The organism is Pseudoalteromonas sp. R3, from assembly GCF_004014715.1.
In the GTDB taxonomy this organism is placed as follows: domain Bacteria; phylum Pseudomonadota; class Gammaproteobacteria; order Enterobacterales; family Alteromonadaceae; genus Pseudoalteromonas.
The window spans coordinates 835,162-847,830 of the sequence record NZ_CP034834.1 but is presented as its reverse complement, the minus strand read 5'-3'; the positions used below and the strand labels follow the sequence as shown (position 1 = coordinate 847,830).

The following is a 12,669-nucleotide window of genomic DNA, read 5'->3' as shown; positions in this document are numbered from 1 at the left end:
AACAAAACCCCGACACCGGCTTAGCCTCTACGACTTAAAGCCAGCCTGAGTGAACACTCAGGCTGGCAGGTTTATACGTGCTTTTTGGTACCTGTGCTCATGTTGAACGGGCGAATTAAGTAGCCCGCCACCTTTACCAGTCCATTTCCTCCAGCTCAGTATCATCTTGGGTCTGCAGGTCGCTCTGGCGGCTGAGCAGATAATCAATATGTAAGGCCTGCTCTTTGAGCTGAGGTTGAGCAAACAGCTCTTTGATAGAGAATTCCACCGCAAAACGATGTCGGATCTGAGTCTCCAGCCGGGTTACCAAAATGGAGTTGCCCCCTTGTTCAAAAAAACGTGCATGGCTGCTGATCAAAGCGGCCTCCATACCCAGTAAGTCGGACCAGACCTGGGCCAGCGCCAGCTCAGTTTCAGTCTGTGGCGCCACATAGGGCTGTTCAGAGTCTTCTGCGGATATATCCGGCAGGGCTTTTTTATCAATCTTACCGTTCGGAGTCAGCGGCCATTGCATAACCACCACAAAGCGGCTCGGCACCATATATTCCGGTAATTGCTCATACATATCTTGCTCAACGCCTGAGATAAGCTCTGTGGTGTTTTCAGCCTCAGTGTGTGGCTGAATGTATGCGACCAGCATATCCGCCCCGTTACTGGCTTGTTTCACTAACACCACGGCCGAATCCAGTTGTGGACAGCGGTTTAATTGCGCTTCAATTTCGCTCAACTCAATCCGAAAGCCCCTGATTTTAACCTGAGCATCCAGACGACCGACAAAGTCAATACTGCCATCAGGCAGAACCCGGGCCAGATCTCCGGTCTTATACAAGCGTGTGCTGTCGCGATGGGCCGGGCAATAGTAGAACGGGTTATCGACGAACTTTTCAGCGCTCAGTTCGGGACGTTTATGATAGCCACGAGCCAGACCATCACCGCCAATATGCAACTCCCCAATCACGCCCGGTGGCACCAGATTCATATGCTTATCCAGGACATACAGACTGACATTGTTCAGGGGTTTGCCTATGGTGATTGGCGCGCCCGGATAGAGCCGCTGATAAGAAGCACATACGGAGGCTTCCGTCGGACCATAGGCATTAAAGAAGGGATAATGTGCCGACCACTGATTGACCAGCTCAGCTTCACACGCTTCACCGGCGACAATCAACGCCTGCAAGGCCAACGAAGTTTCGAGCGGCATCATGGCCAGGAATGCCGGTGGCAAAGTGACATGGCTGATCTGTTGCTCTGCCAGCAGCGCCGTAATGGCCTCGGGCGAGCGTCTTTGTTCGCTCTGTGCAATCACCAGGGTCGCGCCATTTAGCAGCGCCATGGCGTATTCCCAGGTACCGGCATCAAAACTCATGGAAGCAAAGTGCAGGATTTTGCTGCGCGGGGTGATGGCAAATGCCCGGCGTTGATTATCCGCCAGGTTCACGATCCCCTGATGCTCAAGCAACACGCCTTTTGGCTGGCCTGTTGACCCTGAGGTATAGATTTCATACGCCAAACTGGTAGGCAATAGTCCGAGTGCTTTGCTGTCCAGGTTTTCATCACTGCAATGACTGAAAGGCCCCAACGCATCATCACTCAGCAGACCGTCTACAGTGATAAGGTCAAACCCCGAGAGACGTACAGCTTCGCTAATGGTCTCATTGCTGATAATGGTTTTGATGCCAGCATCTTCGAGCATATAGCTCAGTCGTGCTGGCGGATAGGCCGGATCCAGCGGTACGTAAGCGCCACCCGCTTTCAACACCGCAAGTGTGGCGACGATCATTTCCAGTGAACGCTCAAGTGCCACACCTATCAAAGTGTCCGACTGTATGGCACCGCGCTCACGCAGATAGTGTGCAAGCTGGTTGGCTTTGCCATTTAGCTGAGCATAACTCAGTTGTTGATCGGCAAAGATCAGCGCAATATGCTCTGGATTACGCGCTACCTGTTGTTCAAATGCCTGATGAATACATAGCGACCGCTCGTAGTCATGGTAATTGTCGTTGAGGGCATTAACCAGATACTGGCTTTGTTCGTTCGCCAGCACACTCAGCTGTCCGGGTGAATGATTCAGATTTTGTGTCATCTCAGTTTGCACCAGGCGCTCCAGTAACAGCATCAGATGCTCACTCAATTCGGTGATATGCGACTCAGTAAACAGTGAAGTATCATAAATCCAGTTGGCCTGCAGTCCGGACTCACTCATGGAAAACTCCACTTCGAGATCAAATTTTGCTACACAACCGGCCTGCATAACGGGCGTGATCACCAAGCCCTCTGGTGCACTCTGTGTTGAGCCTGCCTGTGCCTGAGTGCTGTTAAATGAGGTCATGATCTGACAAAGCGGCGCATGGGCATCACCCCGCGGGATCTGCAATGCGTCAATCAGCTGCTCAAACGGTAAGTCCTGATGACTTTGTGCATCCAGATGAACGGCTCTGACGTGTTGCAGATAACTGTCCAAAGAGGGCTGCTCTGTGTTGACCCGCAGCGCAAGAATATTGACAAAAAAACCTATCAGCGGCTCAACTTCCGCCTGCATCCGATTCGCAACCGGCGTGCCAATCACCACATCAAGACTGTTGCTGTAACGACTGATGGTCAGTGTCAGTGCCGCATGCAGCAGCATAAATGGCGTCATCTGATAGTGCGCAGCCATATCACATAATTGTGTCGCCAGCTGTGCCGATGCTTTGCCCGATACCATAGCGCCATCATATTGTTTTTCGGCAGGTCTTGGACTATCCAGTGGAATACTGTGTACGCCAGGCGCTTCACTCAGCTGTGCCTGCCAGTAATCGAGCTGCTGTTGCAGCACCTCACCTTGTAGCCAGTTACGTTGCCACTGGGCAAAATCAGCATACTGAATCTTCAGTGCAGGCAGCGGGTTGTCCTGGCCTGCACTAAATGCGCAATAAAGCGTGAAGAATTCTTCTCTGAACAGATTTAATGACCAACCATCTGAGGCAATATGATGCATATTAAGCAGTAGCACACCTCGCTGCGAACCCAGGCTAATATAGCTGGCACGTAGCATCAGGTCGGAGGCTAAATCAAAGGCCGCATGTGCATCTTCAGCCAGCAGCTGATCAAGTTGTTGTGCGTGCGCACCATCCAGATGACTGAGTTCCAGATGTCGTATCACCACAGGTTGTACCGCCATGATCACTTGCACAGGTCCTTGTTGCCCTTCCTGATAAACAGTCCGCAATACCTCATGACGCTCTACTATCGTCGTCAGTGCATGCTGGGCCAGAGTCAGATCAAATGGACCTTCTATTTCAAAAGCCATGGGCATATTATACTGAGCAGAGCTGCCCTGAAACTGATCGATAAACCACAGGCGTTGCTGAGCATAAGATAGCGCAAAGCGGTTTGTATTTCTCTCCTGTGGTTCAATGGGTGGCCGAGTGGCTTTGGTACCTGACTCAATCAGGGCCGCCATTGTCAGTAACGTGCTCGCTGAGAAAACCTGTTTAACCGCAACCTCAATCTCAAACTCACTGCGGATCAAAGAAACTAACCTGACTGACAGCAAAGAGTGGCCACCCAGCGCGAAGAAATCGGCATCTCGGGTCAGCGTTGCTGCTTCACACCCTAACAGGGTTGACCAGATCTGCGCCAGTGCCTGTTCAGTCGCAGTGTGCGGTGCCTCTCCCTGACACTGCGTTTGAGTTAAGTCGATGACAGGCAGTGCACGCCTGTCAATTTTGCCGTTACGGGTCAGCGGCCATTGCTCGACCACCACAATGGCGGAAGGCACCATATATGCGGGCAACAGATCTTTTAGCTGAGTCTGTAAAGCGGTGATCAGGTGCTGCTGTATCTCATTTGTCTCACACGTGATACAAGGACGCACATATGCAACCAGGTGTTTACTGTCGCCCTCGCCAGTGGCAAGCACCAGCGCCGATTCCACCTCTGGGAAGGACTCAAGCACCGCACTTATCTCACCCGGCTCAATACGGAAACCTCGAATTTTTATTTGTTCATCACTGCGGCCCAGGTACTGCAAGTTGCCCTGCGACGTCATGCGCACCAAGTCGCCCGTTTTGTAGACACACGCGATATCCGCCTGTGGCACCTGCAACTGTGATCTATCAAGAAAACGCGCTTCAGTCAGGCTTGGGTTGTTATAATAACCCAAGGCCACACCCGGTCCGGCAACATAGAGCTCACCCACACAGCCCACAGGCACAGGCGCTAAATCGGCGTCCAGGATCAGACAAGTCGTGTTGGCAATTGCCTGGCCTATACTGACTTCTTCTTCGTTTGAGTTTTGTACATGATAGGTGGTGGCGACGTGCGTCTCTGTCGGCCCGTAATGATTATATAAATCACACTGCGGATGCTGTGTCATAAATGCGCGAATACTGGGGGTGATCTTCAGCACATCTCCGGCAACACACACTTGCTTAAGTGCTGCCATAGGAATACCCGGATGTTGCGTGGCCTGCTCAGCCAATAGGTCAAACACAGCTGGTGGCACAAATAAGCGCTCAATATTGTGCTTTGCAACCAGAGCGCCCAGATCCTGTAGCTGGTCTTTTTGCTGCTGAGACATGAGCATCAGCGGAGATCCGGTATACCAGCTTGTTGCCAGCTCCTGAGCTGACACATCAAATGTCAGTGGCGTAAATTGCAATGTACGGTAGGGCTGTGTAATGCCGTCAACATACGCCTGATGCATACACAGATTAACCAGCGTGCTGTGGCGCTGGCTGACACCTTTTGGTCTGCCTGTTGAGCCTGAGGTATACAGGATATAAGCCGGGCTGTTGGCTGCCACCTCAGGGAGCTCGGCAGACAGCTCAGGAAATTGCCACAGCGTGGGGTCGTCCAGCCTTACGCACGGCATGCCGACAAAAGAATCCAGCGAGTGAGATAATATCAGCGACAGTGAAAGTTCGCCGACAATATAGTTTAATCTGTCTACCGGCGCCTGGGGGTCTAGTGGTACATAGGCCCCACCCGCTTTCAGTATTGCGGCAATCCCGCACAAAGTGTCAACACAGCGCTGCGCCACAATGCCCACCGGCTGGCCCATGCTCACCTGATGCTCTGTAACGAGGCGTTTTGCCAGTGCATCGGCACGTGCATTTAACTGAGCAAAAGTGACCTGAGCCTCCTGTGTTTCCACTGCCACGGCATCAGGATTGGCCTGAGCCTGATGTTCAAGCAAGTGATGCACAGCCGAGCACTTGGGGTCAACTACGCGGCCACTGCCTAGCGCCAACGCTTGTTGCTGCTCTTGCTCACTCTCCATCGGTATGGCTGCAAGCCTGGCAGACCAGTCTCCTGCTTCGGCCAACTTAGCCAGAGCACTCAGTACATTGCATAAGTGCTGACTCAGCTGACTGATATGTGCTTTGCTGAACAGAGCTATGTCATAAGTCCAGCCCACCGACACGCCCGACTCATTCATTGACATATGAATGTCCAGATCAAATTTGGTGGTCAGGGCAGCTTCTGGCATGGCCTGCAAAGTGGCGGCCCCAAGCTTTATTCCCTGCGCGTCAGACGGTGCTGTTCCATAGTGGTTATCCGTGGTCAGTAAAATCTGAAACAGTGGACTGTAGGCGTTATTGCGGGGCACATTAAGTACTTCAACCAGCTGCTCAAATGGCACATCCTGATTGCTCTGTGCACCCAGATGTACCGCTCTGACATGGCCCAGATAATCACTCAGGGTGTCATGCGCAGTGCTGACTCTGAAAACCAGAGTGTTGACAAAAAAACCGATTAAAGGAGCCAGAGCCGGATCCTGGCGGTTAGCGACCGGACTGCCAATAACAATATCTTTAGTGTTACTGTGTCGGCTTAATACTAACGCCAGCGCACTGTGCAACAGCATAAAAGGGGTTAACTGAAAGGCTCTGGCCAGTGCCAGTAACTGAGTTGCAACGGCTGCGCTTAGCTGTGCCGTGACCAATTCGCCCTGATACTGTTTTTCAGCAGGCCGGCTTGCATCTAATGGCAGCTGATGCAATGCTGGCACATGCTCTAACTGCTGTTGCCAGTAATCTAATTGTTTGTTTAGTCCTTCTGTGGCAAAGGTTTGCTGTTGCCAGTTGGCAAAATCACGATACTGGATAGGTAATGGCGTCAATGCAGCTAACATGCCTTGCTCGAGGGCCTGGTAGATGGCAAAAAACTCTTTGGTCAGTACATCCATCGACCAACCGTCGGAGGCAATATGGTGCATGTTGAAACTTAAAATGGCCTGGCAGGCAGCACTGTCATCATGCGTCAGCTGCAAATAACTGGCCCGCACCATCAAATCCTTGCTCAAATCAAATGTTCTGGCAGCGTCACGGATAAGATAAGCGTCAGCTGCACCATGGGAGTCTGTCTGCTCGCTCAAATCCAGCACTGTGATGGTTAAAGACGTATTGTCCAACACCATCTGGCAGGGCTCACCATCGCGCTCATAAAAAACCGTTCTTAACACTTCATGACGTTGTATTATCTCGTTCAGGGCCTGCCCCACCCTGTCGATGTTCAGCTGTCCGTGCACCTCGAATGCCATAGGCATATTGTATTCACTGGACCCCCCATTAAGCTTGTCGATAAACCATAATCGACGTTGAGAAAAGGACAAGACAGTATCGGCATACGATTCTGTTTTTGTGGCTACAATGGGAGACACGGCCGACACCTTTTGGTGTGCCAGAATAGACTCTATGATCTGCGCTTTGTTGTTCTTTAGAAAATCTTTTTCTTCTGAGGTCAGGGCTTTCAATTTACCCCTGACAAGCAACTTACCCTGCTCATCGACAGTGAGTTTGATCCCTTTTTCACTGAGCTGTAAAAAGAACTGTTTCATATTTTCGCTTTTGCAATCAAGTTGATGATAAAGAAAACACTGGCAAACATGTCATCATGTTGAGGTCGCCAGGTGCACACAAATCCAATCAGCCATAACCCTTGTACTATCAGCGAGAAAAACCCGATTTTGATCGTATTTATCCAAAACTTTCGCACAATCAATACGCATATATCATGCGCCATGCGAAAACACGATTTCTCCGCTACAAAATAGCTCACCTAATTAAGCGAATTGGGATACGAAGAACAACATGCAAACACACCCAGCTCTTCGGTTTTTATGTTGCTATTACACCGCGTCGGTATATCAGGTCGCAGTGCTGAGATATGTATAAATTCATAGCCTGACTTACGCGTCAAGCTCACTGCCACTTAATGAACGTAGTGAAGAAGCCGGGCACACATATACACCACTACAACCATCTTTATAGCCAAAGTCATAGGCCAGTTTGAAGATATGATGGAGCAACTGCACATCTACAGCATCTGAATTTATATTGTGAATGTTCAGATTGATGCCTAACTCTGTCAATGCGTCATTTTTCATCTTATCAGTCCATGTTAAAAAGTATTGCAAAGTGTTAAATGTTTTACGCAAGCGCATTATTATGTAATCTGCATTTTTTTTCTACACTTTTGTTTCTAAAAATTATAAATTTCATAAAACAAATAAATAACCCACTATTTTTATTATGTTTATTTTGTTTTTCACATCTACCTCCCTAAGCATGCAGCACCATTTAACACGGAAAGATCTATCACAACAAATAGTTAACAAACCACGTGTGCACTAGATTAACTTCCCCAGAAAAATCGCACTCTCCTGCACTGGGCACTGGCGGAGCCCCAGCCTGAAGCAGGCTAGTCGAGCCTTGTTGGCCTTTCGTATTGGGGACATTTATACCCCACACATCGGGACAATAACATGACGGTTTGAGGAATTATATGTTTCAAAATGTACCGCGCAGAAGGATGCCAGCTTACTTCTGGCAATTGGTTTACTGTATAGATGGCATATATTGATATGATTAATTTGTAGATTATACTTTCATGCATCCTGTAATATAAAAGACATATTTGAATGACTTTTTACTGTCACATTATGAAAAAACGCTTTTTATTTTCAGAAATGAAAAACTGAAATGAAGCTAAAATTCAGAATCTGAGAGCAGGTTTTAAACTAGAATAGTTGAGCTTTGTCCCTGTATACATGCCAGATTAACCTGGATAGAATTACCTAAAATCCACACGTAATTAATCAAAAAAAGCTATTTTCCAGCAATAATAGCGTGATAATGTTGAAGGTGATGTATCGAAAAAGACAATAATAAGCCATCGAGCAATGGCTCTAAGTTGGTAGGATTATGCCGCTATTAGCACTGCTACATGCGGTAAAACGCTGGCATAATCACGATTTTTCAGTTTCTGACTCTTGCTCAAGGTGAGTAATTACACATTCCAGCGCCGCTGAAACAGCCTTTTTGTCTTGCCAGTCCAGTGTTGACCAGTCTACCCCACATGCCAGTTGCGTAACATCTTGCGTGAGTAGTCTTTGCAAAGCCGTATGAGATGCAAACGACGTGGTGATAAAGGGAGATTTGCTTTTCGCTGGCTGCTTTTTGATCCCCTGTAATTGCTGCTCAATAAGCTCTGAAACGGCACGTTTGTCCATAGCATTCAGGGTCGACTTATTGTGTGCTTCTTTATACTGGGATTCCAATGACAAAATCAGTCGCTTCATTTTGATAAAAGAGTAACTGCAGCCCCTTTCATAGGCTGACATCACCACTGGATAACGAGATAATACCTTGTAGTTATCATACGCGCCCATTGAGATGCCAAGCTTAGGTACTATCTCTCTCACCGTGAGGCGCGACAACCCGGATTGCAAACGTGCTTTGTTTAACTGTTCGATTTCAGTCACCGCATTTGAAAATGCCTGTAGCTTGCCATACTGAGGCAAGTCTTCACGGCTGGCATTTTCCTGAAACTGCTTCACTTTAGTAAGTAAAGGCTTACTGTCGTAGACCTTAAACTGAGCTGCAGCGCCATACCCTTTTGCGTATACCAGTGCAAAAAAGCGACGGTGGCCGGTTAGAATTTGGAAGCGGCCGTCCTCCAGAGGATACAAAGTAGGTGCCTGGATCATCTCGGACACAGAAATGTTGTCACCCAACTCGATGATAGAGTCTATGGTCTGAGACGCACGCTTCCAGTCCTCTGAGCCGTGCTTCAGGCAGTTAATAATGATAGATTTGCCAATCAGAACATGGTCTTCGCCCTGATAAAGTTTAGTGAGCTGTGCCTTGCTTAATTTGCGAGCCACAAACAGACGTGCATCTTCATCATCTATACATATAGAAGGTAAAAACCGGCCATTGGTGGGATCCGGAACAACTGAGCTTAAAAAGATACTTTTGTATTCAAAGGACTCATCATCGAGTTCTGCTTTATTGTTCAGGTTGCTCAGCAGCATTTGCTCTAACATAATTATTACTCTATTGACTCCTGGCTCTGACAACCAGAAAAACACTCACCAAAAGCTAAAAAATGGGCCCTATCCGCCTACTTTCAGTTCGTAGTGTAACTGAAACAACCCGTTGCAACAATCCAGGCGATTCGGCCTGCCGAGCCGAGTAAATTAAATGCCACATTTTGGTATCGGTCAAGGCAGCTGACGATTATTTTGCCCTTTACAGGGCATCTATTAAATTTTTAATGGCCAATTCCTGCGACACCTGGCCATCCACATAAGGCTGTATAGTTCGCGTTAGTTTAGCAAGCTCCTCCTGGCGATTTTTATATAGCCCTTTCCAGGAAACATAAGGCACAAAGGTATGACCCTGTGCGGCGAGTGTTTGTCGGGTTACCTCACCGACGATATAAAACAACATAGGGTGCCACAATGATTTGAAAGCTTCTTGTTTGCCCTGTAGTTTAGCCTGACGTTTCAACGCCTGATAAAAAGGAGAATCTGGGAAGCTGGTATGCGCCACCTCATGAAATATCATTTCCAGAGCAAACCAGTCTTTATAACCATCCTGAAATGTATTGATAAACGTAAAAAAGTTCCTGCCTGAGGTAAATGCACCAGCGTGCGAAAAAGGCCGGGCAACGATAGAAACCTGATGTTGCTCTACCACAATCACGTCTGTTCCAAATATATCATTTAATCGCGAGCAAACACTGGCGCCATACTCATTGAGTAGTGCGATGCTGTGCTCGGTCCAGGCCTTATTCTGAGCCTGGTGTTGTGGCCATATCTCATCCCGATAACTACTCATCACCGCGAAATAGCCACGAGTCAGGTCGTTGACCGGTAAATCGGTGATAGTATGATTCGAATCTAAAAGATGCTGGGTCAGTTCGCTTAATTCCGAGTCACTGAACAAAGGGTGATATCTGGGTTGGCTTGTCAGTATACGGTACTGATCGATAGCGGCATGCCATTTTTGCTGATCTTGGTCATTGAGTCCGCGAGGAAACACACCGGGGTTGCGCGCCAGAAAACTCAGATAGGCATGTAAGTTGTCCTCAGCTTTATTCTTAAACACCAGCGCTTGCTCATTACAGTGCCACTGAGGTTCCGACGCCTGTGCAGATAAGGGAGTGTGCAAAACAACACTCACCATGGCGGCGAGTAATCCGACTTTATTCATTGTGCTTTCCTTATGATGTCTGTCGCTGTTGGTCGCGATTAAGCGTACCTTATAATTATACGCTGGCAGTATCCAATCGGTAAACTGAGCGGCCCATGAACGACATACATTCTATTTAAACGAACAAAACCTTCAATATTTGCAAATTTCATTCTCATGATGTCGTTGCTAAAGTGACGTCATCAGGCAAACACAGCGCATTGGACTAACTTTAACTGATGGCGCAGGCAACGAGGTTTTTATGCAAATTATTCGTATCAATAAAGCGCAGGCTACGCGGGATGGTGCAGGCGTAAACATCACCCGGATCGCGGGCTTTGATGGTAAAAGTTTGGATCCCTTTTTGATGATCGATGAACTGAAATCAGACAACAGCAGTGACTATATGGCTGGCTTTCCAGCACATCCACATCGCGGTATTGAAACCTTTACCTACATTCGTAAGGGCGGCTTTGAACATCAGGATCAGATGGGCAACAAGAAAGCCATTCGCGCCGGAGATGTACAATGGATGAGTACCGGACGCGGCGTGATCCATTCGGAAATGCCACTGAGCGATGCCGAACAGGGCATGCACGGTTTTCAGATCTGGCTCAATATGCCTGCCAAAGACAAAATGCGCGCTCCCCGTTATCAGGATACGACTGAGCACAAGGCACCCGTTATAGTCACCCACTCTGGCGCCCAGCTCAAGGCACTGGCTGGAGAGTGGCAAGTTGAAGGGCAAACAGCCAGTTCACCGATAAATGACTTAGCAGGTAATGGCGTCATTGCCGATGTGGTTTTACCTCCTCAGCAACAGATCTCGCTGGATATGTCGGGTTTTGGCAAAGTGCTGCTCTACATTCACACGGGTAGTCTGGCCGATACACGCCTGAGCGCCACCTATCAGCTGGAGCTTGACCCATCTCACCCGGTAGAGCTGCACAGTGGCGAGCAAGGAGCAGGTGTGCTGGTGCTGGCAGGCCAGCCAATCGGGGAGAAAATTGCCCATATGGGGCCGTTTGTCATGAATACACCGGAAGAGCTACATCAGGCCGTGCGTGACTATCATGCCGGTAAATTCGGTAGCATTTAACGCATAGTCAGAATTAACCAAATTGAGAGGACAAGACAATGGGACGATTGATTGAAGGTAAATGGCATGATGTCTGGTACGACACTAAAAGTAACCAGGGTAAGTTTCAACGTGAAGACGCTCAGTTGCGCAGTTGGGTAACCGCCGATGGCAGCGCAGGACCGAGCGGTGACAGCGGCTTCAAAGCAGAGTCTGGCCGATATCACTTGTATGTGTCGCTGGCATGTCCCTGGGCACATCGAACCCTGATCTTCAGAAAGCTAAAGCAACTTGAAGCCCATATTGACGTCTCTGTGGTTAGCCCGGATATGCTTGAGCACGGCTGGACCTTTGACAAGGAGACGCTCAGCAGTGGTGACACGCTATTTGAGCACAGCTACATGCACCAGCTGTATACCCGTAATAAAACAGATTACTCTGGCCGTGTGACAGTGCCTGTCCTTTGGGACAAACACACCAACCGGATTGTCAGTAATGAGTCGAGCGAGATCATTCGCATGTTCAATTCGGCCTTCAATGAACTGACGGGTAACACTGATGATTACTACCCTGAAGCGTTGCGTCAGGACATTGATGAAATCAACGAGTTTGTATATCACAAAATCAACAACGGAGTATATAAAGCGGGGTTTGCGACAGAACAGGCAGCCTACGAAGAGGCTGTAACGGCCTTGTTTGAAGCCCTTGAACAGCTGGAACAACGACTGAGCAGGCAGCGCTATCTGGTGGGCGATACACTCACAGAAGCAGACTGGCGCTTGTTTACCACACTGATCCGCTTCGACAGCGTATACCATGGACACTTTAAATGTAACCTGAAACAGATTGAGGACTTCCCGAATCTGGCAGGGTATATCCGTGAGCTATATCAGTGGCCAAACGTAGCCGACACGGTAGATTTTTATCATATTAAGCGCCATTACTATTTTAGCCACACCATGATCAACCCAACCCAGGTTGTCCCTGTCGGCCCGGACATAGACTACACACAACCGCACAATCGCGGATAACCGCTTTGTCCAAGCCACTGTAAACCCCGTTTACAGTGGCTTGTTATTACCAGAACAACAAACCCCGTCACACGCATTTCGGTTCATATATCACTCT

The 12,669-nt window shown here is 48.6% G+C and carries 6 protein-coding genes; 2 read left to right on the top strand and 4 right to left on the bottom strand.

The features are described 5' to 3' along the window. Positions 1-133 precede the first annotated feature (133 nt). From ELR70_RS03170 to ELR70_RS03155, 4 genes are all read right to left on the bottom strand, one after another. A complete protein-coding gene (locus ELR70_RS03170) occupies positions 134-6,823 on the bottom strand; it encodes a non-ribosomal peptide synthetase (RefSeq protein WP_054016242.1) in 6,690 nt (2,229 codons plus the stop codon). A gap of 351 nt (positions 6,824-7,174) precedes the next feature. Next, the gene (locus tag ELR70_RS03165; protein WP_054016410.1) at positions 7,175-7,372 is read right to left on the bottom strand and encodes a hypothetical protein; all 198 of its coding nucleotides are present in this window, start codon (positions 7,370-7,372) and stop codon (positions 7,175-7,177) included. A gap of 861 nt (positions 7,373-8,233) precedes the next feature. Beyond that, entirely contained in the window at positions 8,234-9,313 is a 1,080-nt protein-coding gene (locus tag ELR70_RS03160; protein ID WP_054016244.1) for a hypothetical protein, read from the bottom strand. A gap of 205 nt (positions 9,314-9,518) precedes the next feature. Next, positions 9,519-10,484, bottom strand: coding sequence for a hypothetical protein (locus tag ELR70_RS03155; protein ID WP_054016245.1), 966 nt, complete (start codon positions 10,482-10,484; stop codon positions 9,519-9,521). 241 nt (positions 10,485-10,725) lie between these two features. Here ELR70_RS03155 and ELR70_RS03150 point away from each other — a divergent pair, with 241 nt between their 5' ends. Together ELR70_RS03150 and ELR70_RS03145 are read left to right on the top strand one after the other, a co-directional pair. Then, entirely contained in the window at positions 10,726-11,562 is an 837-nt protein-coding gene (locus ELR70_RS03150) for a pirin family protein (protein ID WP_054016246.1), read from the top strand. A 38-nt stretch (positions 11,563-11,600) separates the two neighbouring features. After that, positions 11,601-12,572 carry a glutathione S-transferase family protein gene (locus ELR70_RS03145; RefSeq protein WP_054016247.1) on the top strand — a complete coding sequence of 324 codons (972 nt, stop codon included), beginning with the start codon at positions 11,601-11,603 and terminating at the stop codon, positions 12,570-12,572. Positions 12,573-12,669: the final 97 nt, after the last annotated feature.

Excerpts from the sequence above, each read along its gene's own strand:
- ELR70_RS03170 (WP_054016242.1), bottom strand. The coding sequence starts at position 6,823 with ATGAAACAGTTCTTTTTACAGCTCAGTGAAAAAGGGATCAAACTCACT.
- ELR70_RS03165 (WP_054016410.1), bottom strand. The coding sequence starts at position 7,372 with ATGAAAAATGACGCATTGACAGAGTTAGGCATCAATCTGAACATTCAC.
- ELR70_RS03160 (WP_054016244.1), bottom strand. The coding sequence starts at position 9,313 with ATGTTAGAGCAAATGCTGCTGAGCAACCTGAACAATAAAGCAGAACTC.
- ELR70_RS03155 (WP_054016245.1), bottom strand. The coding sequence starts at position 10,484 with ATGAATAAAGTCGGATTACTCGCCGCCATGGTGAGTGTTGTTTTGCAC.
- ELR70_RS03150 (WP_054016246.1), top strand. The coding sequence starts at position 10,726 with ATGCAAATTATTCGTATCAATAAAGCGCAGGCTACGCGGGATGGTGCA.
- ELR70_RS03145 (WP_054016247.1), top strand. The coding sequence starts at position 11,601 with ATGGGACGATTGATTGAAGGTAAATGGCATGATGTCTGGTACGACACT.